The sequence below is a fragment of the Bacillus sp. AY2-1 genome, assembly GCF_008368965.1.
GTDB classification, from domain to species: Bacteria; Bacillota; Bacilli; order Bacillales; family Bacillaceae_G; genus Bacillus_A; species Bacillus_A thuringiensis_S.
The window spans coordinates 1-23,599 of record NZ_QPEL01000023.1 but is presented as its reverse complement, the minus strand read 5'-3'; the positions used below and the strand labels follow the sequence as shown (position 1 = coordinate 23,599).

Sequence of the window (23,599 nt, the reverse complement as noted above, 5' to 3'; positions counted from 1 at the left end):
AATATATTGTAACTTGCTCCAAAAACGGCTAAAATAAGAATAAGAATTTTCTGAATATTCCAAGAGTAGGTGGTTATATGTCCTTATTACGCTCACATATATACAAATTAATAATTGGTGTTATTGTTATTTTTGCCATAAGTCCAATTCCAGCTCTTTTTATTACACACAATTACTCTTATCAAAATGGATTTATTAGCATTTTTCAAAACTTCGCACAGCTTTCTTCTATATCAATTCCAAAGGTTGATTGGATGCATGAATCTATCTTTTTCTCAGCAAATCAAATGATACATACTTCTAATCATTCAACACCATTATTCCCTTACATATGGGAAATATATTTTATATCGATTGTTCGTTTTACTTTTACCCTTGCGATCGGATTTTTCATAAGTTTGGGTATCGGCCATTTATTTTTCAAAGTACCTAACTCGTTTAAAAAGTTTACTACTGTATTGAATTGGATACCTTACTCTTTTTGCACTGTAGTATTACAATGTTCAGTCTTATTACTACTTCTATACGTCGCACAATTTATAAACCTTCCTTACTACTCATCTTTTATCATCGTATGTAGTACTTCCATGATTATCGTTATGCAAGCAATAAAAAAATGGATTCCTTTCTTGAAAAACACAAATGAATATGAAATAAAACATGATTCTTTTCTTGTGGATACATTGTTTTTGGCGCTTACTTCGAATCATAAATCAATTTTAGGTTCCATTATTCTTTCATTCGTTTTTATGGAATGCGTTTTTCATACAAGTGGACTGTTACAATTTATCGTTCAATTTGGCGGAAATTCACCTATAATTGTTACAGTCGGCTTATTACTACTCTATATCCCATATAGCATACTTTCTTTCCTTCAAACACTATGGACCACAAACTACTCCAAGCAACAGTCATATACTTTAACAAGAAGTGTTCCAAAACCTTAATTTGAAATTACCCTCTATAATCTAAAAGTAGGGGGTTATTCCTTTTGTATCGCGGACAAAATAACAGCAAATTCAAAAACTATTACAGAAACATACCAATATTTACCCTTTTCCTTTGACTATTCTTTTCATTTGGATTTATTATAAAAGTATAACATAATTGCAGGAGGTGACATCTTTATTCCAAACCTTGGAATAGAGAACACACTTGGACATATTAAATATTTTTCTCATATTTGTACTTATTCTTATTTCTGGCTTTTTCGTCGCATCAGAATTCGCTGTTGTAAAAGTACGTAAAAGTCGAATTGACCAACTTGCAAATGAAGGTAATAAACAAGCTTTAGCTGCAAGAAGTGTCCTATCTAATTTAGATGTTTATTTATCAGCTTGTCAACTCGGCATTACGATCACTTCTTTAGGGCTTGGTTGGCTTGGTGAACCGACTGTGGAGCATATACTACGACCGCTCTTTGAAAAAATTAATATTACTGGAACAATGGCTAACACTTTATCTTTTGTTATTGCTTTTAGTGTTATTACATTTTTCCACGTTGTATTAGGTGAGTTAGTTCCAAAGTCTTTCGCAATTCAAAAAGCAGAAGCAATCACACTCAAATTTGCAAGACCACTTATTTTATTTGATAAAATTATGTATCCATTCATTTGGCTACTAAATAGTGCAGCTATATTTTTCACAAAACTACTCGGATTAGAACCTGCGAAAGAAAATGAACTTGCTCATTCTGAAGAGGAATTGCGACTCATTTTAGGTGAAAGTTTTAAAAGCGGTGAAATAAACCAAACCGAATATAAATATGTAAATAACATTTTTGAATTTGATGATCGAGTTGCGAAAGAAATTATGGTTCCTCGTACCGAAATGATTTGCTTATCTACTGAAAATACGTTAGAAGAAAATATGGATATCGTCGCTACTGAGAAATATACACGCTATCCAATCATTGAAAAAGATAAAGATGATATCATTGGGATGATCAATACGAAAGAAGTATTCCATGATCAAACGAAAGGTATTTATAAACCACTTGAATCTTATATACATCCTGTTCTAACTGTATTTGAAACAGTTCCAATTCGTAAAACGTTAGTCCACCTTCAAAAAAATCGCGTTCAGATGGCAATCGTTATGGATGAATATGGTGGCACTGCCGGACTTTTAACGATGGAAGATATTCTTGAAGAAATCATTGGAGAAATTCAAGATGAATTCGATGCGGATGAACCACCTATGATTGAAAAACGTACACCTAAGCTTACTGTTGTAGATGGAAAGGTACTTATTTCTGAAGTAAATGATATGTTTGGCCTACATATTGATGATAGTGATTTAGATACAATCGGAGGGTGGATTCTCTCTCAAGCAGTTGACTTAAATATTGAAGCTGGCTATTCCATTGAATATGCTGGTTTTCAATTTAAAGTATTAGAACTTGATGGACATCAAGTCAAAAAAGTTGCTGTACATAAACTAGATATTAAAAAGGAGCTATAAAGTGACTGTTTTATTAACAATTTGTATCATTGCCTGTTTCATTGTTTCATTTCTCGCCTTTATTTATCCCATTATCCCTGGCATACTAGCTGTCTGGGCTGGATATTTGATTTACCATTTCGGTATAAATGGAGGAGAATTAACAACTTCTTTTTGGATTATTCAAGTCATTTTCACTCTTTTCATTTTCGTTGCTGATTTTATTGCAAATGGATATTTCTTAAAAAAATACGGTAGTTCTAAATGGGGCGAACGTGTCGGAATGATTTCTATCATTGTTGGATCGTTTTTCTTCCCACCATTCGGACTTATTATCATACCGTTCTTATCAGTATTTATAACAGAACTAGTGCATAAAAAAGCGCCAAAAGATGCCTTTCTAGTTGGAGTCGCTACTGTAGTTGGTTTTTTAAGCAGTACAGTAGCGAAAGCAATTCTCCAAATCATTATGATTATCATCTTCGTATGTTATATCATCTTTTAACCATCCCGACTTCGGGATGGTTTTTTAATATGCAATACCTACTCGGCTATTTTCATATATGTTTTTCTTACATAGATCCCATGCAAAGTGTGCCGTATCACCCACTGTAATTTTTGATCCACCTTCTGGCAATATATCTTTTTCAGTTCGATATACCTCTGTCGCCTCACCATCTATTAAATGTGTCGGACAAACAACTGTCCAACATAAATTATTACTATTACTTAGTACCTTATATGCAGCCAAATGATCTTCTGCTGCTGTTGTCGTTTTCCTTTTGGATTCCGTTGATTGGAAACGATATAAATTTGGATTTGTTCTTGCTTGTAAAATACCGGCTGTTCCTACTGTAATAATTTTATGAACCCCTGCTTCTTCCATTTGCTTTATAATTTGTGGCATACTCTTCGCTAATGTTCTATTTTGATCCGTTCCAAGTGCACTAATTACTATATCACTTCCTTCTATCGCTTTCTTTATATCCTCTTCGTTCAATACATTACCTTCTATCACTCGTAACCTTTCATGTTGTATTTCTATTCTATTTAAATCACGCGCTAATGCAGTCACTTCAGCTGAATCCTTTAATGCTAAATTAATTATATTTGAACCTACTCGTCCTGTTGCTCCCAATATACATACTTTCATTTGTTTTCCCCCTCTTTCATTCTCTTTCTATTTTTCAATAATCTCAATCAATTTACAACAAAAAAGCTTCCTCATATAAAAGAGGAAGCTCTATTATTACATTATTTCTTTTCTTTAGAATCCGTAGACTTCTCAGTTCCGCTTGTTTCTTTATCCTTTTTGTCCTCTTGTTGTGTTGTTGTTTCGTCTTCTTTCTTCTTGTCCTCACCATTACTACAACCTACCATTAATAAAGAACTTGCAAGTGCCATAGCAGTTAATGATTTAACCCATTTATTCATTTGCGTTTCCCCCTTGTGATAGAATATGTACAACCTCATATTACTCTCTATTTTTAAAGAAGAGATTGAAAAACAGTAAATATACGGTAAATTTTTGTAAATTTTCTGATAACAAAACCTAATTTAAATTTATATATTTCATTTCCAATTGATACACAATAAAACTAGTTTTTCCCTCTCAATGGACGTAAAAAAACTAAGGCGCATACCATTCCGCCTTAGTTTCTCATGCAAACTTTTCATTTTCATATAGATGTGTAATCTTATATTCCTTCTTCATAACATATTGCCACACACTATAAGCGTAACGGTTCATTTTCAAGAAACAATTTTCCAAAAATGAGCGAAACTCCGGATTAGCAACTTCCACTGCAACTTGAGCAAACTTTAAAGCTAATCGTTTCAAGTGCGCAATATAACAGGTTGCAATATGAATATCCCCTGTATATTTACTAACTGTCTCCTTTTCCATTTCATGCAAATCAAACTCCGTTGTTTCACAGGTTATATGCTGCACATTCTCTCCTTCTTGAAAATTTACTTGTTCATTATATGCTTGTAACATATATGGTAAATGGTGCTGTAATAGATTTTTTAATTCTTCGTCTCTGACCTTTCCAGCATACTCTCCAACCTTGTATATTAACATATAACTATATCTCATTAATTCTTTCATACAGTCCATTAAAGCGCCTCCCTTCTCTTTTGTCCATATGCTATAAATATGATGCTAAAACATTCGCTATTCTTGCTAAAAACCAATCCCATCCACTAATTTTCTCAAAATCTTCTTCAGAAAATCGTTTTGATTTATGAAAGTCTACCTGTAATCGACTCCATACTTCATCAACAACTGTTTTATCATATATGATACAGTTAGACTCGCAATTTAAATAAAAACTTCTATTATCAAAATTCGCTGTCCCAATATCAACAATTTCTCCATCAATGATTGTTACTTTCCCATGAAAGAATCCATTTCGATATTGATAAATCTCCGCTCCAGCATGTAACATATCTTTCAAATATGGATAGGCAGCTTGTTTTAACAATATGGCATCACTTTTAAATGGCACGAGAATTTTTACATTAACACCACGATTTAATGCAGCTTTTAACTCTTTCACCATTTCTTTACTTGGTACAAAATATGGTGTAGCGATAATTAAAGACTTTTTAGCCTTTTTTAAAAGTGCCCCATACTTTTCCCATAAGCCTTTTCCATTTGAAAATAAATATTGATATTTCACATTCCCTAATGTAGGTATACTTTCATGTATAGGCATTTTTTCTCCTGTATCTTCTTTCCAATCTTCGGCGAACTTTCTTTCCATATCCGCTGCACCATCACCATGGATGCGCACGTGATAATCACGCCATGGCCCAAACTTCGGATCTTGTCCAAGGTACTCCTTTCCGATATTAAAGCCACCGACGTATGATATCTTTCCATCTATGGTAACAATGCGTCTATGATTCCGTTGATGCAAAGAATAGAACACATTTTTCAGTTTCAGTTTTTTACTAAATGTAAACTTCACATCGTTTTCCTTTAATCGGCTAATTACCTTTTTCTTCAACTTATATCCGCCTATCCGATCGACTGACAATTTCACTTCTACTCCGCTAGATGCTTTTTTCTCTAATAACTGTAAAAACTCTTGGCTTATTTCATCTTTTCCTACAATATAAAAATGGATATATATATACTTTTCTGCATCGTTTATATCGTCAAATAATTTTCTATATAACTCTTCACCGTTCGTATATAGTTGAAATTCACCTAATCGAACTTGTCCTAATTCATATTCACTAGCCATTTCCTTCCCCATTTCCACATCGATGTTCATCCAAATGAATACACCTATTAAACAAAGAATTATAGCGAAAAAGTGCTTCATGGATAAATTCCTTTCTCCACTTACTGTTATTTCTATATCTTCCCTTTTTTATTACATTATCATTCAAGAAAATATGTCATTGCATGATATATGTCCATATCAAACAATAGCTCATTTGCATATTGTATGTTGTATCTTAAAATAAAAGGAGGAAATAACAATGGGCTTCGCACATGGTAATGGATTTGCGCTACTAGTCGTATTATTTATCCTCTTAATCATCGTCGGTGCTGCTTGCTTCTGCTAAGTAGCTACTGTCATATGATATGTGGATGAAAAAACTATAAAAGCGGACACCTATTTTTAGGTGTCCGCTTTTCATTTTAAAACCATTTCCGCCTACTATAGTAAATTAAATGGCTAAATATTCATCTCAAAAGGTTAACAATGTGGCTACTTTCTTACTCTCTGCCTTACGTATATGACGCTGTTCTGCACGTAACACAGCAATACGATGTAATTCTTTCTCTTCTTCTGTTTCAGGGATAACACGCGGTACAGGAACTGGATTATTTTCCTTACTAAGTGCCACAAAAGTAACGAATGACGTTGCCGCTATACGCTTCTCACCTGAGATTAAATCTTCAGCCACTACCTTCACAAACACTTCCATTGAAGTTCTTCCCGTCCAAATTACGAAAGATTCATAACTAACACAATCTGAAGAACGAACAGGATGTAAGAAATCGACCCAGTCCATAGACGCTGTGACACATTCCTTTCTCGAATGTCTGGATGCTGAAATAGAAGCAACCATATCCATCTCCGCTAATATCTTCCCACCAAATAGCGTGTTATGATCATTTAAATCTGTTGGGAATACTCGGCTCGTTTTGAACACCCTTGACTCATTGGCTGTTTTCCCCTTTACTTCTGTCATTGTTATCACCCCTTTAATGATTTATCCCTAATATTTCAATAATCACTATACGAAATGAACTACACGTTTAATATTAACAACATTCAGAACTTTTAGTCCACAAAAAAGAACCGATCTTATCAATCGGCCCCTCTAAATACATATTGTTCTTTCGGCTGTTCAACTTTATTCCATTTCGTTACTTCTAATACAGGAATATTCGCATGAAACGGCTGATAAAATTCAGTAGAAATTTCTCCCTCTATTTGAATCCAATCATCATTTTTCCATTCTACACCTTCTGGTTTTTTCACTAACATACCATACACACCAGAATCTGCTACACAATGTATAATACCGAAACGGAATAAGAAGTATTGTTCTTTTTTAGAAGAATCATCTCTAAAAACAAACCCTTTAAAAGATAATTTTTTCCCAGTAAACTCGCCAGGATAATTATAAATTGTTTCCATACCCTTTAGGAAGTCTTCATCTTTCAAATTAATATTGTCTTTCGTAACAAACTCTTTCTTCCCTTTTTCCATTACACCGCGGTATCCTTCTTTCCCGTAATAAATGCTCGTATCAGGTCTTAGAAATTGTCTTGTCATAAATGGATCCTTACTTTCTGCTTGTGCAACAGGAAAATGAAATCCTTTCGCCTTAACAATATCTGAATCTAACGTTGCAATCGGGAAAAATAAGCCTGAGATAATTGGAAAACAAAACAATGAGTACGAAAATGCTTTTTTCCACCATGTATTCTCATCTTTTGAATGATCATGCCCGCAATGGCTATGGTCACAACTGCAATCATTTTTCTCTTTTTCCTTTTGGTGCTCTTTTTGGAAAACGACGATAATTTGTACAATCGTTAAGAAACCTAAAATAATTGCTGCTGTTGTTGATAAATAAGCATACTTCATATTGATATACTTCGTAATGTTACCCGAAATATGAAGCTGCGCAATTAATATTGTAAAACCTAATAATATATACGCTCGAAACATAACCTACCACCCCATCGCATAAATGAGTAGTGAGCTTGCATAAACAACAAGTGTAACTGTAACTGTAACGACAATTACAAATTTCGTTTTAAATGTCGCAAGCATCATAAACATATTTTTAATATCCACCATCGGTCCGTAAACAAGGAACGCGACAAGTGATGCTGTTGAAAATGTACTTTGGAATGATGAAGCAATAAACGCATCCGCTTCTGAACAAAGTGATAATATGTAAGCAAGTCCCATCATAACAGCTGGTGAAGAGAACGGCCCTTGTCCTATAGCAAGAAGTGTTGAAGTTTGTACGAACGTTTGAACTGCAGCTGCAATTAACGCACCTAATACTAAATATTTTCCCATCGAGAAAAATTCCTCAACAGCATGCGTACATACATCCCACATTTTTTTACGTAATGGACGCTTATGATTCACTTCTGGGAAGTGATCATCTCTTAATTGATGTTCTCTAAACATAAATGATAATATAATTCCAACGATAATTGCTACGATAATCGCTACAATAGAACGATACCATACCATGTGCATACTACTTCCAAAGGCAACGTATGTTGCAAATAAAACAACTGGATTAATAATTGGCCCAGTTAACATAAATGCAATCCCCGCATATGGCGGAACCCCTTTTCCGATTAATCGTCTTACAATCGGAACAATTCCACATTCACAACCTGGAAACAACATCCCTAAAAAAGTAGCTACTAAAACAGACAGAAATCGGTTTTTCGGCATCCATTTTGCTACCATATCTTCTGTCACGAACATTTGAATGAATCCTGAAATAAATACACCAATGAGCACGAAAGGAAGTGCTTCGATTAATATGGAGATAAAAATTGTATTCATTTGCAGGAATGCTTTCGGTAATTGAAACAATTCCATGATGTATTTCCTCCAACTTTTCATTAACAATATGTAATTTTAACCCCATTTCATTAATTGGACAAGGTTTATATGGAATACATACCCTTTATATACATTACATTGTACAAGTTATATTCTATTCAAAATTTGAGATTTCATAGCAAAAAAGCTGCTCTAGCGTAGTTATATAACTATGCTAGAGCAGCTTTTTTATCGTTAAAAGTAACGTTTCTTCCAAAAAACAAAAGCTAACGTGAAAGATAGTGTTACACATATGATGAGTACAATTACAAAACCGTGGGCTTCCCCTTCAAACGGAACCTTTACGTTCATTCCAAAGAAACTAGAAACCATCGTCGGTAAAGATAAAATGATCGTAATTGACGTTAACAGTTTCATAACACTATTTAAATTATTTGATATAACGGAGCTAAAAGTATTCATCATTCCACTTAAAATGTGACTATATATTTCCGCCATTTCAATAGCCTGTTTATTTTCAATTAATACATCTTCTAATAAATCTTGATCGTCTTCATACATTTTTAAAAATGTACTATTACGCATTAACTTTTGAATCACAATTTTATTAGCCTTTAATGACGTTGTAAAGTATACTAAACTTTTCTCAAGGCCTAATAATGTGAAAATCTCTTTATTTTTCATTGACTGATTTAATTGATGCTCTAAATCAATTGTTTTTCGATTTATTTGCTTTAAGTATCTTAAATAATAAGTAGAAATCGTATATAAGAGCTGAAGTGCAAAGCGCGTCTTCTTAAACGTATAAAATTCTTTAATACGTTGATTAATAAAACGTTCAAAAATTGGGTTTTCTTCTAAACAAATTGTCACAAAGCAATCTGGCATCACAATCATACCTATTGGAATCGTGTCATAAATCGAATTTCCTTCTTCGTCATGTCTAACTGTCGGAATATCCACGATAATTAAAGTATTATTGTCTTCCTTTTCAATACGAGAGCGTTCTTCATCATCCAAAGGGTCTTTAATGAAATCTAAGTCTACATTTAAAGTTTGTACTAGATATTGAATTTCTTCTTCTGTTGGATGAAGTACATTAATCCAGCACCCCTTTTGCATTTCCTCAATCTCTTGTAGTTTTCCGTTTCGGTCTGTTAAATATATATTTAACATACTATCACCCCGATTCTTTTTACATGTAGGAATCTACCTCTCTTAAATCACAGTTTTTAAACCGCCATTCTCAGCATATGAAACATACGTTTAAATTTCAATAGAAAAATTATTTTGAAAACGTTTTTATAAGAAAAATATTATAAACATAGAAAAAGACAGAGTGCTCTCTGCCTTAAAAGCTTATGTTGCCTTTATAACATATTTAGAAAGCATCCACAAGTTAAACCCAACTGAAATCGTATAGCCCGCGTATGTTGAAATAATAAAACTTACATAATCGAAATACGGAAGCAATACAATATTTAAAACTATTTTCACAATAATTCCAATCACTAGTCCTAGCACCGTCTTCTGCTGTTGATTGATTCCTTGTAGCATAGCAGCCGTTACTGTAAAAAGAGAAAATAGTATGCAAGCAGGAGCATAATACTGTAAAATGATTCTCCCCATCTCTGGATCATTTCCAGCACCGAATAAAAGAGTATATACAGGCTTGGCTAACACAATCATTCCAATTGCAGCCGGCACCGTAATCGCTACTACTAATACATTTGTTCTCGTAAAATGTTTGTACAATAGCTTCATATTTCCTGCTGTGTAAGCTTTCGTCATCTCTGGTACGAGAGACATACTAAAAGCTGTCGCAACGGATACCGGGATGAGCACAACCATTTGAACAAGACCAATTATCGCATTAATTTTTTCCGCTTCTCCTTGCATATACCCTATTTGTATAAGTAGTTTATTAATTGTAAATGTATCAATAGTCTGATACAACGGAATTGCTAAGCCCACCACAACAAAAGGAATAGAATATGTAAAGAGCTCCTTATACAATGAGAAAAAGGATTTTGTTGTTTGTGGTATACTTGCCATCTCTTTTTTCTTTAAGTGCCTTCTCCTTCTTATATAATATGCACTTAAAACAGTTAATCCACCTACAGCTCCCATAAATGCACCGAACGTTGAAATACCAACCGCTAATGAAACAGACGCTTTTAAAACATATAAAACGACAAAGCTTCCTATTAAAATGGTTAAAACCCGAAAAAATTGCTCTACAACTACACTTAATGCAGAAGGCCCCATCGATTGGAATCCTTGAAAGAAGCCCCTTAATAAACTCATTACTGGCACAAGTATTAACGCAAAACTTACAATTCGAATATTAGTAGTAACCGCTCCTACACTATTCCCCGTTTGATCATTCCCATCGATGACAAGCTTAGCTAAATGCGGAGCTAGCATATATAACGTAAAACACGAAATGACTCCCATTATAAACATAAACACGATTCCACTTTTCAACACTCTCTTAACCGTATGATAATCATTCAGTTGATCATATTTTGATACCATTTTTGAAACTGCAAGTGGTAATCCCATTGTCGCAATGCTGAGCATAATTGTATAGGGGCGATATGCATACGTATATAAAACGTACCCACTCGTACCGACCATTGCTGTAAATGGTATAACATATATAAACCCTAACATTTTTGATATCATCGTTGCCATCGTTAAAAATATCGTTCCACGTATAAACGGTGACCCTTTCATCACATTCCTCCGCTACGCTTTATTATTATACATTATGGACAACTCTTTTTTTTTAGAACCGAAACAAATAAAAAAAGCCAATGAATTATCATTGACTTTAGCGTGTTGTTTTTTTCTTTTTCAAATATTTTAAACCGAAGTATAGAGCAATAAAAAGAACAGCTCCTATAATTATGTAATGTGTGTAATCAGATGCATACTCTTTAATTTGTCGCCAATTCCCACCAAGTTTTTCACCTAAGTATATAAATAGAATTGACCATGGAATGATCGCTACAACCGTATAAAGCGTAAATAGTTTTAATGGCATCTTAGCTAGTCCTGCTGGAATAGAGATTGCATGACGTACTACTGGGATAAAGCGCGCAGAAAATATTACGCCAGCTCCATAACGCTTAAACCAACCTTCCGCTATGTCTAAATGGTGTTTATTAATAAGCAGATATTTCCCATATTTCTCTACAACCGGACGCCCTCCGTAGTATCCAAGCCAGTATAAAAAGATTTGGGCTAAAGTACCACCAATAGTTCCGGCGATAACTGCACCCACAAAACTAATTTTACCATTCGCTACTAAAAAGCCAGCATACGAAAGTACAATTTCACTTGGGATTACTTCAATCATTAAAGCAAGAGCTACTCCAAAGTAACCTAAGCTTGCAAAAAATTGCAATAACTGATCTATTATGTTTGCTAACATGTTCTTTTTTATCTCCTTTTTTCTTCACATACCATCCCATTATTACATAAAGGCTGCAATCTGCCAATATCTTCATTTTAACAATATGTACAATTCAAGCAGGATTAATCTATTAATTTCTCTTTCTGCGGGTCTTTCATGTAGGCAAACATCTCTTTAATTTGGTCTTCTGTATTTCTAGCAATTGATAAATTAGGCAATTCATTTTCACCAAAAAACTCCACCTCTTCTGTTTCAATGCTAGTTTTCTTTTCTCCACCAATAATCTCGCATCCAATGAAAATCTTATATACATGCGTCGCCGATGGAGATGGTTGATGTTTTTCTTTATCAAATATAGCTAGTAACTTAAAATGATCTACCTCATAACCCGTCTCTTCGACAACCTCTTTTGCTGCAACTTCGGTTGGCGTATAACCGACATCAGCCCATCCACCTGGCAATGCCCATTTCCCATCGCTTTTTTCTTTCACAAATAATAACTTTTCATTTTGAAAAACAACTGCTCTTATATCAACTTTAGGTGTTTGATAGCCTGTCTCACTTGCAAATAATTTCTCTACAACTTCCCAATCAGTTTTTGTGTAATGTGACATCATCGAAATCGAAATGTCTCGTAATTGTTGGAAGCGTTCTATATCGTACACATCCTTAGAATACGTTAAACCTGCTTGGGTTATAGATTGTATTTGTTTTACCCAATCAATCCATTTAATCGTCATATATCCGCATCCCCATTCTCTTTCAAATATATTACTTCACTTTTATTGATACATCTTTATTATACAAAAAAAAGAGATTGATAACGTTTCAATCTCTTTCAAAATTAATCCAATTCATATAAGTGGTCTTGTATATACTTTCTTCTTTTATTTATATATTCATAAATCATATCAGCCTCTTGATCAAATGTTTCTAATTTTTCTTTCATATATGGATCTTGTAGTAAATATGGACGAATCAATTCACACAATCCTTCTACTTTCGGCCTCATAAACGAAACTGTAAATTGGTCTTCTAATATTTCTTCTAAAATACTTCGATACTGCTTTCTAAACACAGGTATGTCTAACAATCTTGCACTTAGCGTGTTATACCCTTGAATGCGGATATATTCATGATTAAGCGGTCTCCCTTGTACATCTCGCCCCCAAGTCGCATCATAATCCCACGGTATAACTTCAAATAAATTTGTTTCATCGTTATGATATAGTGCATAGTTATGGACAAAACCATCAAAGTTTTGCGTAAAAATAACTCCTGCTAACCATCGTAAATATTTATCTACATGTAGAAACTTCCCAATCTCTTTTTCATAGGCTTCCCTCGTCAAAGTATTCGCTTGAAATACAAATTCACTCAGTTGTTCTTCACTATTTTCATTCGAATATTTAAATTCATAACCCGCAAAGAGCTCCGTCTTAACATCTTTATCTCGTTCACTCATTAATGAAAAATTCGCATCATCATCTATCGCATAATAAATAGAACCACTCGGTAATCCTCTATTTTTCAAAAAGTTTTCATCAACTGATTCTAACTGTAAATACACACCTTGAATTTGACCATTAATTTTTATAAATACATGTTGTGATTTTGGCGAAAGTACACCAATGTTATGAAAAAAGTCTAGCGATAGTTTATTTCGTATGAGAGACGGATCCATAAACTCAGAATTCAAATGAAACTCTTTCGCACCTTGAAATTTTTTTGGTTTATAAAACATAACATGATAAGATTTTTTCTCAAACTCACGAATATGAGCTCCTCGGTATACGATATCAATGTCATATTTCTTTTTTCCATAAGTTAATTTTGCTGGCACTGGACTATCTGACCAAATGTCTTTTTTCAATTCCACTAAGTACATTGGATGAACAAAAAAATCATATGAAGGTAACATATTTTCTCATCCCTTCTCAGTTCTCTTCATTCAATGTATGCGCCTTGTCTTGTCCATACATCCGCTATCATCTATTTATAGAAAATTACACTCTTGTCCTGTTCAGAAAGACGTCATCTCTCATATCATGTTAAGGAAAAAGAATACCTTTTCAACTTAATACATGATAAGGAGGATTTCTATGAAACGTGATATTAGAAAAGCTGTTGAAGAAATCAAAAGTGCTGGGATGGAGGATTTCTTACACCAAGATCCAAGCACATTCGAATGTGATGACGATTGCTCTTCAAAAATTGAGTGTAGCGACGATTGTAAATGCCCAAGAACAAGATGTACTCGTGTGAAACATTGTACATTTGTTACAAAATGTACTCACGTTAAAAAGTGGACATTTGTTACGAAATGTACTCGTGTACGCGTTCAAAAATGGACGTTCGTTACGAAAGTAACACGTAGAAAAGAATGCGTTTTAGTTACAAAACGTACGCGTAGAAAACATTGTACTTTCGTTACAAAATGTGTACGTTTTGAAAAGAAATTTTACTGGACTAAACGATGTTACTGTAAAAAATGCGAATTCTTCCCTCACGGACACGGCGGCTCTTGCGATGATTCATGTGATCGTGGTAAAGACTGTCACGATGATGGGCACAAATGGAATGATTGCAAAGGCGGACATAAATTCCCATCTTGCAAAAATAAGAAATTTGATCACTTCTGGTATAAAAAACGTAACTGCTAGTTTTTATACCACCAAAAAAAGGCCGTTTTGCGGCCTTTTTTACATTTATTGAAAGTGACTTATATCTGCAAATTGTTTCACTTTACCAATACCCTCTTCAAATTCTATTATGCTCAAACTAGCACTATGCATAAATGGATCATCCCACACATTTTCTATTTCAATTCCCGCGAAATGCCCTACAAGTAATTTTGCTGCTGCCGCATGAGAAACAATCAATATGCTTTGTCCCTTATGCTTCTCTAAAAGAAGCTGCATCCCTTCAATTACTCTTTCATAAACGGCCTCAAAATTTTCGCCTGATGTTGACTGAAAAAGATGTGGCTCATTCCAAAACAGATGTACTTCTTCTGGAAATTGCTTTTCTATATCCGCGATTGTTTGTCCTTCCCATATACCCATGTTGATTTCATAGAAATGCTCATCCGCTATAATAGGTATATCACGTTCCCCCTTTATTAACTCTGCCGTATGAAGTGTTCTTTCGCTCGGACTACTATAGATCGCATGGATTGGTAAATCTTTCATTCGATTCCCTAATTGTTTCGCCTGAACTATACCATTTTCAGTTAAAGCAGAATTTTTCCGTCCCTGCATTCGCTTCGCTACATTCCACTCTGTTTCACCATGCCTTGTTACATATATAGTTGTTTTCATTTCTTACTCCCCCTCACCATGTTGGTCGTAATTCCCACGGTTCAACTCTCCCTACAATCCACTCCGCTCGTTTACTTTCAATCCCTTTTATAACTCCATCAGCTATCTCTTCATGAGTAAGCCATCTTCCATATGTATCTTCTAAAATAAAACCTAAAATAATTCTATGATAAATACATCGCGTACTCCCTATTTTTTGTGCAGGCATACGTGATGCTTTACTACCTAAAATATGAAATAAACTATATGTTTTAGACGACAAATCTAGTTCTTTACAAATATTTGATAGTGCATGCTTTGCACTTGTGTGTACCCATGCAACAACTAATGTGATCGGGCCATTTTTCTTAATTGTACTTTTAATAGCTAGCTTTACATCTTCATCATTATGATAATCTAACGAAAGGCATGTAATATTTTCTGGTGCAGAACTCATTCGCTTAACATTTTCTAATTTCACTTCATCTCGCCCGATAATAGAAACATAAAATCCTTTCTCACAAAGCCACATAGAAACTTTCTTTAGCATTCCTGTTCCACCAATTACAAGTGCATGCAAATGCTATCCCTCCCTAATAAAATGTCATATGAGGTTTCTCATCTCTATAATAATTTAAACGGTCTTGCAGTGTCCCTGAGTGAAACTCAAATTTATGACCGTCAGGATCAACAAAGTATATAGATTCGCAATCTCTTACATCACGTTCTCTTCCTTGTAAAATATGAACATCATTTTCTTCTAATCGCTGTATTAGACATTTAAAGTCTTCTTGTTCAACAGAAAATGCAATGTGCGTATAAGATTGATGAATCTCATTTCTCGGAATATGCGTCTCTTCATTAAGCGCTATCCATACTCCACATATGTTAAAATAAGCTAATTTTCTTCCTTTAACTAGTAATTCTCCTTCTAATACTTTTTCATAAAACATAATAGAGTTTTCTAAATTAGATACCGAAAAACAAATGTGATTGATTCCCCTTAACAACTATAATTCCTCCTTATACAAATAAAAGATGAGCGAAAATTCACTCATCTTTTATTATACTATTTTTTTGTAATATATGCCCATTTATAACTGAAGTCCCCGCCAAACGTATGGTTAGCAATGCCTTTTACAAATGGCTTCTCTAAATAAGCTGTACTTTGTTGGTACGTAGGAGAAATTGCTGCGTCTTGACCAATTAAGATTTTTTCAGCTTCCGCAAGTGCATTCCAGCGTGCTTTATCATCTTTTAATAGCTCTCCTTTTGATTTCGCTACTAAATCATCATACTTCGGATTAGAATAATCCATTTCATTAAATGAGCTTCCAGTAACAAACATATCAATATAAGTCATTGGATCCGGATAATCAGGGCTCCATGCAGATAATGAGAATTCATATTGGAATTTCTTTTCTAAATCTAGCTTCTGCTTGTATGGTTGCTGTTTCAAATTCACTTTAATACCAGGCAAGTTTTTCTCTAGTTCTTCCTTAATAAAGTCGCCTACTTTTTTACGGCTACCGTTATCATCGTTTAGTAATTCAACCGTAATTGTATCTTGACCAAGCTCTTTCTTCGCTTCTTCCCATAATTTTTTTGCTTTCTCTGCGTTATCTTTACTATCACGGAAGTTTTTATTTACAGAGCGGAAATCTTTTCCATCCGGACCTGTCGTGAATTTTTCAGGTACTAAGAAATATGCTGGCAATGAACCGTCATTTAAAATGACATCAGCAATTCCTTTTTTATCGTATGCTAAATCAATCGCTTCACGTACTTTTTGGTTTTTAAATGTTGCATTTTTTTGGTTAAAACGTAAGAAATATATGCGTGGATCTAACTTCGTTTTAAATTCATCTGGTTTATTCTTTTTATATTTATCAACAAATTCAGAAGTTAAAATAACTCGATCTGCTTGATCACTATCATATAAATTTACTCCCGTGCTTGTTTCCTTCACAATACTTACATTAATTTCGTCTAACTTTACAGTATCTTTATCCCAATAATTAGGATTTTTCTTTAACTGATAATTTTGTTCATGTTTCCATTGACTCATTGTAAATGGTCCATTATATACTAATTTATCTGCTTCTAATCCGTATTTATCTCCTTGCTCTTTCACATATTTTTCATTTAATGGGAAAAATGTAGGGAACGACGTAAGCTCAAGAAAATAAGGTGCTGGTTGCTCTAATTCTACTACCAACGTTTTATCATCCTTCGCTTTAACACCCAATTGATCTGCTGGTAATTCACCTTTATTTACTTTCTGTGCATTTTTCACATCAAATAAAATGAATGCATATTCTGCCGCTATTGCTTTATCTAATGTACGTTGCCATGCATATACAAAATCTTGTGCTCGAACTGGATCACCATTTGACCATTTCGCATCACGTAATTCAAATGTATATGTCTTTTTATCTTCACTAATCTTCACATCTTTTGCCATACCTGGTGTTGGTTTATTATCTTTATCTAGACGATATAAACCTTCCATTGCATTTACAAATACACGGAAAGATACAGAATCCGTTGATTTAGATGTATCCATTGAAGGAATTTCAGCTGTTTCTAGCAAATTTAAAACTTGTTTATCGGCCATTCCCTTATTCGATTCTTTCTTCGTTGTCGAAGCCTTCTCACCATTCCCACATCCTGCAACCAATACACTCGTCGTTAACGCAAGTGCAGCAATTGTTGTTGTCTTTCTCTTCATTCTTCCTTCCCCCAATCTATATGTATAAGTTAAATCCTATATAATATATTTTATTATACAAAAGATTCTGATTATTTTAAATATTTATTTTAACAAACATAGAAAAAAGCGATCGGAAATTTCTTTCCAGCCGCTTCCTTGAATAGCATTTACTTGTAATCCATCCTCTATATCAAATGGATTTTGAACTTTAAATATTTCTTCCATCAGCTTCAAAAACTCTTCTTCAGTTTTAGATTCACCATTAACCATAAGTGAGTATGGTTCCACTTCACCTAATTTATAATCGACAACAAATTGAATCTTCACCTTTTGTCTTGGCGTTCCGGTGTTATATCCTTGGAATTCTACTAATTCTAACCCTTCCGTTCCACGATAATATATCCAACCTGAATTTTGAAAATAATTTTCGAAAGATTCACCTATTGAAAAGAAAGGATATTCATAAAGCGAGCTTGTACGAACCTTTTGAATAACGTCTCGATCAGTCGGAAAAAAGAAATGACTAAAAAATATGCTAGCAACTGCTAAAATAGTAACAATTGTCGCTCCCATTTTGCTCGTTCCGCCGCTATCATTGATTAGATAGTTTTCAACTGATTTATCTTTTATTTCTCTTGCTTTTATTCGGTATATACGTCTTTCCGCAAATTGATAGTATAATCCATTTGCAAAAATCCCCATTCCAAACAGAATAAAAATGAGTAATAAAAACGTAAGAGGTACCATATTAATGATTGGCAACGCTACATTAAATCCCATATAATACGAAAATGCATCACACGCTACTAATAACAACATAAATAAAGCAGCTGGTACATAATACTTACGATATCCTAGCCAGCCTATATTGAAAATAGCAGCCCAACCATTCCAACTCCACCTAGCAATCCGCTTATTCTCAAGTTCCCATTTCCTTTTGTAATACGGATATTGTCTCCCTACATATACTTCTAGTTCTTTATCTATTAACGAGCTACCTTCCTCTTGTTCATTATCCAAGTTTCGCTGACAACTTGCACAATTTAACTGTTCCTCCTCGCAAGATTGCCCACAATTTATACATTTCAAAACAATCCCTCTTCCCATCCATACGTCATTTCAAAATACCTTCGTGTTTTAATAACCACTCTTTCCTCCATAAACCACCAGCATATCCAACAAGCTTTCCACTCTTTCCTATTACACGGTGACATGGAACAATTATTGAAATTGGATTCCGACTATTTGCCCCTCCTATTGCCCGTACAGCTTTTGTATTTCCAACTTTCTCTGCAATATCTAAATATGAAGCACTTACGCCGTATGGAATAGTATAAAGTGCATCCCATACATTTTTTTGAAATGCTGTTCCCTCCGCAGACAGCGGGACCGTAAACTCTTTTCTTTTCCCTTTAAAATATTCATCTAACTCATTTATACATTGTTCTATCATTTCATTTTTATTTTCTTCTTGTCGTTCATCAACAAATATAACAGACGTAATTCCTTCTTGATTCGCTGTAATTTCAAGCAAACCTACTTCGCTTTCATAATAAGCCTGGTACATATGCCATCCTCCAATTCAGTTCATATTAGTCATTGTAACACGAATATACAAAATTTTTCGTATAAGCGTTTTATTAGAGAAACAAAAAAGAGAATGATACAATGTAAGAAAATTCAATCTAGGAGGCTATTGGATGAATTCCGAACTTTTTTCACCTTATACAATTAAGGACGTTACATTAAAAAACCGGATTGTTATGTCACCTATGTGCATGTATTCATCGGAAAACGGGGATGGCCAAGTAACGAATTTCCATCTCATTCATTATGGAACAAGAGCTGCCGGTCAAGTTGGTTTAGTTATGATTGAAGCAACAGCCGTTTTAGCTGAAGGACGAATTTCTAATAAAGACTTAGGCATTTGGGATGACAACCTAATTGAAGGCTTACATAAAACGACTACTTTTATACATGATAACGGTGCAAAAGCTGCCATTCAACTCGCTCACGCCGGAAGAAAAGCTGAATTAGATATGAATGCTTTCGCTCCTTCTGCAATTCCTTTTAATGATACGATGAAAATACCAGTAGAAATGAATATACAGCAAATCAAAGAGACTATATTAGCTTTTCAGAGGGCCGCGTTACGTTCAAAACAAGCCGGATTTGATGTTATCGAACTACATGGCGCTCACGGTTACCTTATCAATGAATTCCTATCACCACTTACTAATAAACGAACGGATGAATACGGCGGCTCACCTGAAAACCGCTATCGCTTCTTACGCGAAATCATCGACTCTGTAAATAAAGTTTGGGACGGACCAATATTCGTTCGTATTTCAGCAAATGATTATCATCCTGACGGGTTAACAGTTCAAGATTATGTTCAGTATACAAAATGGATGAAAGAACAAGGAGTAGATTTAATTGATTGTAGCTCTGGGGCTGTTGTCCCTGCACGCATCGATGTTTATCCTGGGTATCAAGTACAATATGCTAAACATATTAAAGAGCATGCTAACATTGCAACTGGTGCAGTTGGATTGATTACGACTGGATCTCAAGCAGAGCAAATTTTAAATGATAACGAAGCAGATTTAATTTTCATCGGACGTGAGTTACTTCGCAACCCGTACTTCCCGAGAATAGCAGCCAATGAACTTGGCTTTGAATTGCAAGAACCTCACCAATATAAGCGAGCACCAGGAAAAATTCATACGAATAAATAAAACCGAGAAGTCATTCTTCTCGGTTTTATTTATTCTATCGTTGGAATTTCATTTGAATTATAAGTATGGATACCCGATTCTTCGCGCAGCGCGGTTATATACATCCCTTTCGCCACATCTTTAGCTGAAATTGGTTTATACTTTTTGAAAGCCCCTTTAAAAATAAAAGGAATAATACGAGATAACTTTTCAGCCATTCGTTCACCGAAACGAAATTCTTGTCGATTTCCTACTAATAATGATGGTCTAAAAATGTGAATACCACCGATCACTAACTTTTGCAATTCTTCTTCCATTCTTCCTTTCACTTGTGAATAAAAGAAAAATGATTTAGGATTCGCTCCCATAGAAGACACAACAAGGAAATTTTGTACCCCTTGTTTTTCAGCTAAACAAGCAGCTCGTAACGTATATTCATAATCTACTTTTTTAAAATTTGCTTTTGTTTTTGCTTTTTTTATTGTTGTTCCTAAGCAACTAAAAACATCATCCACAGCAAAGAACTCTTTATATTCCTCTAATACCGAAAAATCAACTTGTTTCTGCTGTAACTTTTCATGTTGCCATTGCATTGGATCTCTTACAAAAATAGTAACCGAATCATAGTAATCTGATTCAAGTAATAGACGCGTTATCTCTTGTCCAACTAAACCACTTGCACCAAGTATTAACGCTGTTCGCTTATTCATATATGCATATACCTCTTATTTTACTTTTCTCTCCTTCAGTAAAATACAACCTTTAGGAGTTTCCTGATCTTATTTTACCACAAGTAAAACACTATGCGTACGCATAGTGTTTTACTTACTCTTTTTTCTCATCTCTCTCTTGTAATTTCGTTATTGTTGTAGCGTCCCCTAAATTACTTATTAATCTTCTTAAAAAAATTAATACAAAAGATAATGGCAATACTACCGCTAATATTAATAAAATAGCTTCCATTAAGTAACCCAAACGCTCACCCCCCTCTTTAACCTCCTTTTCAATATATGAAAACAGCGTTGTCACATATGCATGCATTTGCAAAAATAATACACTTATATTTGACAACTTTATAACAAAAACAAATCGGAATGATTATTATTTATTGCAACTTTATTAAAGATGTATTATACTAAGTTCGCAAACTAAAACGTAATTATTCCGTTTTGTATTAAAATGATATTTTTCTTCTATAATTGGGGAAAATATATCCGTAAAAAAGAAAAGAGGAGAACTTCATGCCTAAAAGATTGACTATATTTTCATTCTTACTTATTTTCACCTTAATTTTCGCTGGCTGCTCAAATAAAAAAGAAAGTAATGCCAAGAAAGATGGAAAGCTAACAGTTTATACAACGATTTTCCCACTTGCTGATTTCGCAAAGAAAATCGGTGGCGACTATGTAAATGTTGAAGCAATTTACCCACCTGGTGCAGATTCACATACATTTGAACCAAGTCAAAAACAAACAGTACAAGTTGCAAAAGCTAATTTATTCGTTTATAACGGCGCTGAATTAGAACCATTTGCTGAAAAAATGGAAAAAACATTACAAAAAGAAAATGTTAAAATTGTAAATGCATCTAAAGGTATTGAGCTTCGTGCTTCTACTGAAGAAGAGCATCATGATCATGGAGATGGCCATAAAGAAGATGAACATCATCACGATAAAGACCCGCATGTTTGGTTAGATCCTACTCTAGCAATGAAACAGGCGGAAAAAATTAAAAATGCACTTGTAGAATTACAACCTGAACATAAACAAGAATTCGAAAAAAACTTCGCCGCACTTCAAACTAAATTTACTGATTTAGACGATCAATTTAAGGCAGCTGTAGCGAACGCAAAAACGAAAGAAATTTTAGTTTCTCATGCTGCCTATGGTTACTGGGAACAACGATACGGCCTAAAACAAATTCCTATCGCTGGAATTTCAGCTTCTGATGAACCATCTCAAAAGCAGCTTGCTGACATTACAAAAACAGTAAAAGAACATAGTCTAAAATATATTTTATTCGAAACGTTCTCTACTCCAAAAGTAGCATCCGTAATTCAAAAAGAAACTGGTACAAAAGTTTTACGCTTAAATCACTTAGCTACTATTTCTGAAGATGATGCGAAAAATAATAAAGATTACTTCACTTTAATGGAAGAAAACGTAAACACATTGAAAGAAGCAACAAACTAATCCATTATATTTTCTAGGCAGCTGAATCTGGTATTCAGCTGCCTTTTTATGTATTTATCCTTGACTTGACCAAAATAACAAGTAAAATTATCCATATTAGCTTTAAAGCTATATTAATTTAGAAGGTGAGTTGGAATTATGAATCTTCACATTTGTGAAGTAACAGCAAAAAATTGGCGTTCAGTAGTTGCTTTAAACGTCACAAAAGATCAGCAACAATTTATTGAAAGTAACGCGTTTTCTTTAGCAGAATCATTATATGAAGGAAAGGGAACGTCAGTAGGTTTATATGATGGAGAAACACTTGTAGGATACGCAATGTATGGATGGTATTCAGAAAAACATAAAAGCGTATGGCTCGATCGCTTTATGATTGACCAACAATATCAAGGAAAAGGATACGCAAAACGTTTCCTTCGCTTACTCATTCAATTCTTACAAGAAAAATTCGAATGTAAAATAATTTACTTAAGTTTACATCCAGACAACAAACTTGCAATGGGACTATATGAATCATTTGGTTTCCGCTTAAATGGTGATATTGATGATGAAGGTCCAGTTGTAGGTGTTGTAATGGAGTTACTAATAGACGAAAACATAAGCCTGTGAAAACAGGCTTTTTATTATACATTTATCCCGCTATTTGCGGACAGTAAGACCCCCATCTCAAAATTCAGCGGAAGCAAAGAAGTTAGGCCGGGGTCCCTGTTGCCCGTAAAAGCCCGATTGGTGAGGGCTGATAATCAG

At 34.2% G+C, this 23,599-nt stretch carries 28 protein-coding genes; 8 read left to right on the top strand and 20 right to left on the bottom strand.

Annotated elements, in window-relative coordinates:
- Window positions 1–77 precede the first annotated feature (77 nt).
- The 3 genes from DN403_RS06525 (at window position 78) to DN403_RS06515 (ending at window position 2,947) form a co-directional block, all read left to right on the top strand.
- Complete coding sequence (locus DN403_RS06525; protein WP_000055307.1) at window positions 78–947, top strand: hypothetical protein; 870 nt, start codon at window positions 78–80, stop codon at window positions 945–947.
- A gap of 208 nt (window positions 948–1,155) precedes the next feature.
- Window positions 1,156–2,463, top strand: a complete 1,308-nt coding sequence (locus DN403_RS06520; protein WP_000353734.1) for a hemolysin family protein — start codon at window positions 1,156–1,158, stop codon at window positions 2,461–2,463.
- A gap of 1 nt (window position 2,464) precedes the next feature.
- Window positions 2,465–2,947, top strand: coding sequence for a DUF456 domain-containing protein (locus tag DN403_RS06515; RefSeq protein ID WP_000217335.1), 483 nt, complete (start codon window positions 2,465–2,467; stop codon window positions 2,945–2,947).
- A 24-nt stretch (window positions 2,948–2,971) separates the two neighbouring features.
- On the opposite strand, the gene DN403_RS06510 is transcribed toward DN403_RS06515, so the two are convergent.
- The 4 genes from DN403_RS06510 to cls all read right to left on the bottom strand — a co-directional run bounded on the left by DN403_RS06510 (window position 2,972) and on the right by cls (window position 5,777).
- Window positions 2,972–3,595 carry an NAD(P)-dependent oxidoreductase gene (locus DN403_RS06510; protein ID WP_000861641.1) on the bottom strand — a complete coding sequence of 208 codons (624 nt, stop codon included), beginning with the start codon at window positions 3,593–3,595 and terminating at the stop codon, window positions 2,972–2,974.
- A gap of 101 nt (window positions 3,596–3,696) precedes the next feature.
- Window positions 3,697–3,876 carry a hypothetical protein gene (locus DN403_RS06505; protein ID WP_001045969.1) on the bottom strand — a complete coding sequence of 60 codons (180 nt, stop codon included), beginning with the start codon at window positions 3,874–3,876 and terminating at the stop codon, window positions 3,697–3,699.
- A 226-nt stretch (window positions 3,877–4,102) separates the two neighbouring features.
- Window positions 4,103–4,561: a spore coat protein gene (locus DN403_RS06500; protein ID WP_000340541.1), complete on the bottom strand. Its 459-nt coding sequence runs from the start codon at window positions 4,559–4,561 to the stop codon at window positions 4,103–4,105.
- 31 nt (window positions 4,562–4,592) lie between these two features.
- Window positions 4,593–5,777 (bottom strand): cardiolipin synthase, encoded by a 1,185-nt coding sequence (gene cls, locus DN403_RS06495; RefSeq protein WP_000680092.1) that lies wholly within the window; start codon window positions 5,775–5,777, stop codon window positions 4,593–4,595.
- A gap of 160 nt (window positions 5,778–5,937) precedes the next feature.
- Here cls and DN403_RS06490 point away from each other — a divergent pair, with 160 nt between their 5' ends.
- Window positions 5,938–6,024: a YjcZ family sporulation protein gene (locus tag DN403_RS06490; protein WP_000505094.1), complete on the top strand. Its 87-nt coding sequence runs from the start codon at window positions 5,938–5,940 to the stop codon at window positions 6,022–6,024.
- A gap of 126 nt (window positions 6,025–6,150) precedes the next feature.
- Here the strand turns inward: DN403_RS06490 and DN403_RS06485 are convergent, their stop codons facing one another.
- The 8 genes from DN403_RS06485 to cotH form a co-directional block, all read right to left on the bottom strand.
- Window positions 6,151–6,657, bottom strand: coding sequence for an acyl-CoA thioesterase (locus tag DN403_RS06485; RefSeq protein ID WP_000141164.1), 507 nt, complete (start codon window positions 6,655–6,657; stop codon window positions 6,151–6,153).
- A 119-nt stretch (window positions 6,658–6,776) separates the two neighbouring features.
- On the bottom strand, window positions 6,777–7,646 hold the full coding sequence (locus DN403_RS06480; protein ID WP_000488058.1) for a TIGR03943 family putative permease subunit: 870 nt from the start codon (window positions 7,644–7,646) through the stop codon (window positions 6,777–6,779).
- Between the two features lie 3 nt (window positions 7,647–7,649).
- Window positions 7,650–8,546: a permease gene (locus DN403_RS06475; protein ID WP_000418726.1), complete on the bottom strand. Its 897-nt coding sequence runs from the start codon at window positions 8,544–8,546 to the stop codon at window positions 7,650–7,652.
- A gap of 198 nt (window positions 8,547–8,744) precedes the next feature.
- Window positions 8,745–9,686 (bottom strand): magnesium transporter CorA family protein, encoded by a 942-nt coding sequence (locus tag DN403_RS06470; RefSeq protein ID WP_000932389.1) that lies wholly within the window; start codon window positions 9,684–9,686, stop codon window positions 8,745–8,747.
- Between the two features lie 183 nt (window positions 9,687–9,869).
- Window positions 9,870–11,249 (bottom strand): putative polysaccharide biosynthesis protein, encoded by a 1,380-nt coding sequence (locus DN403_RS06465; protein ID WP_098437502.1) that lies wholly within the window; start codon window positions 11,247–11,249, stop codon window positions 9,870–9,872.
- Between the two features lie 97 nt (window positions 11,250–11,346).
- Window positions 11,347–11,949 (bottom strand): undecaprenyl phosphate transporter UptA, encoded by a 603-nt coding sequence (uptA, locus tag DN403_RS06460; RefSeq protein ID WP_098437500.1) that lies wholly within the window; start codon window positions 11,947–11,949, stop codon window positions 11,347–11,349.
- A gap of 104 nt (window positions 11,950–12,053) precedes the next feature.
- The gene (locus tag DN403_RS06455; RefSeq protein WP_000153595.1) at window positions 12,054–12,671 is read right to left on the bottom strand and encodes an NUDIX hydrolase N-terminal domain-containing protein; all 618 of its coding nucleotides are present in this window, start codon (window positions 12,669–12,671) and stop codon (window positions 12,054–12,056) included.
- A gap of 104 nt (window positions 12,672–12,775) precedes the next feature.
- On the bottom strand, window positions 12,776–13,852 hold the full coding sequence (cotH, locus tag DN403_RS06450) for a spore coat protein CotH (RefSeq protein ID WP_000938005.1): 1,077 nt from the start codon (window positions 13,850–13,852) through the stop codon (window positions 12,776–12,778).
- Window positions 13,853–14,033: 181 nt separating this feature from the next.
- Between cotH and exsB the strand changes: the two genes are divergently transcribed.
- Window positions 14,034–14,594 (top strand): exosporium protein ExsB, encoded by a 561-nt coding sequence (exsB, locus tag DN403_RS06445; protein WP_000817481.1) that lies wholly within the window; start codon window positions 14,034–14,036, stop codon window positions 14,592–14,594.
- A gap of 45 nt (window positions 14,595–14,639) precedes the next feature.
- On the opposite strand, the gene DN403_RS06440 is transcribed toward exsB, so the two are convergent.
- The 6 genes from DN403_RS06440 to DN403_RS06415 all read right to left on the bottom strand — a co-directional run bounded on the left by DN403_RS06440 (window position 14,640) and on the right by DN403_RS06415 (window position 19,510).
- The gene (locus DN403_RS06440; RefSeq protein WP_000858828.1) at window positions 14,640–15,251 is read right to left on the bottom strand and encodes a phosphoserine phosphatase 1; all 612 of its coding nucleotides are present in this window, start codon (window positions 15,249–15,251) and stop codon (window positions 14,640–14,642) included.
- A 13-nt stretch (window positions 15,252–15,264) separates the two neighbouring features.
- Window positions 15,265–15,810 carry a short-chain dehydrogenase gene (locus DN403_RS06435; RefSeq protein ID WP_000543118.1) on the bottom strand — a complete coding sequence of 182 codons (546 nt, stop codon included), beginning with the start codon at window positions 15,808–15,810 and terminating at the stop codon, window positions 15,265–15,267.
- Between the two features lie 13 nt (window positions 15,811–15,823).
- Window positions 15,824–16,240 (bottom strand): FosBx1 family fosfomycin resistance bacillithiol transferase, encoded by a 417-nt coding sequence (fosB, locus tag DN403_RS06430; RefSeq protein ID WP_000943769.1) that lies wholly within the window; start codon window positions 16,238–16,240, stop codon window positions 15,824–15,826.
- A gap of 59 nt (window positions 16,241–16,299) precedes the next feature.
- Window positions 16,300–17,961: a peptide ABC transporter substrate-binding protein gene (locus tag DN403_RS06425; protein WP_000824273.1), complete on the bottom strand. Its 1,662-nt coding sequence runs from the start codon at window positions 17,959–17,961 to the stop codon at window positions 16,300–16,302.
- A gap of 84 nt (window positions 17,962–18,045) precedes the next feature.
- The gene (locus DN403_RS06420) at window positions 18,046–19,050 is read right to left on the bottom strand and encodes a DUF2628 domain-containing protein (RefSeq protein ID WP_080117667.1); all 1,005 of its coding nucleotides are present in this window, start codon (window positions 19,048–19,050) and stop codon (window positions 18,046–18,048) included.
- A gap of 7 nt (window positions 19,051–19,057) precedes the next feature.
- On the bottom strand, window positions 19,058–19,510 hold the full coding sequence (locus tag DN403_RS06415) for a methylated-DNA--[protein]-cysteine S-methyltransferase (RefSeq protein ID WP_000283913.1): 453 nt from the start codon (window positions 19,508–19,510) through the stop codon (window positions 19,058–19,060).
- Between the two features lie 133 nt (window positions 19,511–19,643).
- Here DN403_RS06415 and namA point away from each other — a divergent pair, with 133 nt between their 5' ends.
- Window positions 19,644–20,681, top strand: a complete 1,038-nt coding sequence (namA, locus tag DN403_RS06410; protein WP_001083641.1) for an NADPH dehydrogenase NamA — start codon at window positions 19,644–19,646, stop codon at window positions 20,679–20,681.
- A 29-nt stretch (window positions 20,682–20,710) separates the two neighbouring features.
- Here namA and DN403_RS06405 read toward each other — a convergent pair whose 3' ends face one another.
- On the bottom strand, window positions 20,711–21,370 hold the full coding sequence (locus DN403_RS06405; protein WP_001042731.1) for an oxidoreductase: 660 nt from the start codon (window positions 21,368–21,370) through the stop codon (window positions 20,711–20,713).
- A 115-nt stretch (window positions 21,371–21,485) separates the two neighbouring features.
- Complete coding sequence (locus DN403_RS31050) at window positions 21,486–21,635, bottom strand: hypothetical protein (protein WP_000540932.1); 150 nt, start codon at window positions 21,633–21,635, stop codon at window positions 21,486–21,488.
- Between the two features lie 266 nt (window positions 21,636–21,901).
- Here DN403_RS31050 and DN403_RS06400 point away from each other — a divergent pair, with 266 nt between their 5' ends.
- Both DN403_RS06400 and DN403_RS06395 read left to right on the top strand, forming a co-directional pair.
- Complete coding sequence (locus DN403_RS06400) at window positions 21,902–22,852, top strand: metal ABC transporter substrate-binding protein (protein WP_001126157.1); 951 nt, start codon at window positions 21,902–21,904, stop codon at window positions 22,850–22,852.
- Window positions 22,853–22,990: 138 nt separating this feature from the next.
- Window positions 22,991–23,461 (top strand): GNAT family N-acetyltransferase, encoded by a 471-nt coding sequence (locus tag DN403_RS06395; protein ID WP_016098362.1) that lies wholly within the window; start codon window positions 22,991–22,993, stop codon window positions 23,459–23,461.
- The last annotated feature ends 138 nt before the right edge of the window (window positions 23,462–23,599 follow it).

Excerpts from the sequence above, each read along its gene's own strand:
- DN403_RS06525 (WP_000055307.1), top strand. The coding sequence starts at position 78 with ATGTCCTTATTACGCTCACATATATACAAATTAATAATTGGTGTTATT.
- DN403_RS06510 (WP_000861641.1), bottom strand. The coding sequence starts at position 3,595 with ATGAAAGTATGTATATTGGGAGCAACAGGACGAGTAGGTTCAAATATA.
- DN403_RS06505 (WP_001045969.1), bottom strand. The coding sequence starts at position 3,876 with ATGAATAAATGGGTTAAATCATTAACTGCTATGGCACTTGCAAGTTCT.
- DN403_RS06500 (WP_000340541.1), bottom strand. The coding sequence starts at position 4,561 with ATGGACTGTATGAAAGAATTAATGAGATATAGTTATATGTTAATATAC.
- cls (WP_000680092.1), bottom strand. The coding sequence starts at position 5,777 with ATGAAGCACTTTTTCGCTATAATTCTTTGTTTAATAGGTGTATTCATT.
- DN403_RS06490 (WP_000505094.1), top strand. The coding sequence starts at position 5,938 with ATGGGCTTCGCACATGGTAATGGATTTGCGCTACTAGTCGTATTATTT.
- DN403_RS06485 (WP_000141164.1), bottom strand. The coding sequence starts at position 6,657 with ATGACAGAAGTAAAGGGGAAAACAGCCAATGAGTCAAGGGTGTTCAAA.
- DN403_RS06480 (WP_000488058.1), bottom strand. The coding sequence starts at position 7,646 with ATGTTTCGAGCGTATATATTATTAGGTTTTACAATATTAATTGCGCAG.
- DN403_RS06475 (WP_000418726.1), bottom strand. The coding sequence starts at position 8,546 with ATGGAATTGTTTCAATTACCGAAAGCATTCCTGCAAATGAATACAATT.
- DN403_RS06470 (WP_000932389.1), bottom strand. The coding sequence starts at position 9,686 with ATGTTAAATATATATTTAACAGACCGAAACGGAAAACTACAAGAGATT.
- DN403_RS06465 (WP_098437502.1), bottom strand. The coding sequence starts at position 11,249 with ATGAAAGGGTCACCGTTTATACGTGGAACGATATTTTTAACGATGGCA.
- uptA (WP_098437500.1), bottom strand. The coding sequence starts at position 11,949 with ATGTTAGCAAACATAATAGATCAGTTATTGCAATTTTTTGCAAGCTTA.
- DN403_RS06455 (WP_000153595.1), bottom strand. The coding sequence starts at position 12,671 with ATGACGATTAAATGGATTGATTGGGTAAAACAAATACAATCTATAACC.
- cotH (WP_000938005.1), bottom strand. The coding sequence starts at position 13,852 with ATGTTACCTTCATATGATTTTTTTGTTCATCCAATGTACTTAGTGGAA.
- exsB (WP_000817481.1), top strand. The coding sequence starts at position 14,034 with ATGAAACGTGATATTAGAAAAGCTGTTGAAGAAATCAAAAGTGCTGGG.
- DN403_RS06440 (WP_000858828.1), bottom strand. The coding sequence starts at position 15,251 with ATGAAAACAACTATATATGTAACAAGGCATGGTGAAACAGAGTGGAAT.
- DN403_RS06425 (WP_000824273.1), bottom strand. The coding sequence starts at position 17,961 with ATGAAGAGAAAGACAACAACAATTGCTGCACTTGCGTTAACGACGAGT.
- DN403_RS06420 (WP_080117667.1), bottom strand. The coding sequence starts at position 19,050 with ATGGGAAGAGGGATTGTTTTGAAATGTATAAATTGTGGGCAATCTTGC.
- DN403_RS06415 (WP_000283913.1), bottom strand. The coding sequence starts at position 19,510 with ATGTACCAGGCTTATTATGAAAGCGAAGTAGGTTTGCTTGAAATTACA.
- namA (WP_001083641.1), top strand. The coding sequence starts at position 19,644 with ATGAATTCCGAACTTTTTTCACCTTATACAATTAAGGACGTTACATTA.
- DN403_RS06405 (WP_001042731.1), bottom strand. The coding sequence starts at position 21,370 with ATGAATAAGCGAACAGCGTTAATACTTGGTGCAAGTGGTTTAGTTGGA.
- DN403_RS06400 (WP_001126157.1), top strand. The coding sequence starts at position 21,902 with ATGCCTAAAAGATTGACTATATTTTCATTCTTACTTATTTTCACCTTA.
- DN403_RS06395 (WP_016098362.1), top strand. The coding sequence starts at position 22,991 with ATGAATCTTCACATTTGTGAAGTAACAGCAAAAAATTGGCGTTCAGTA.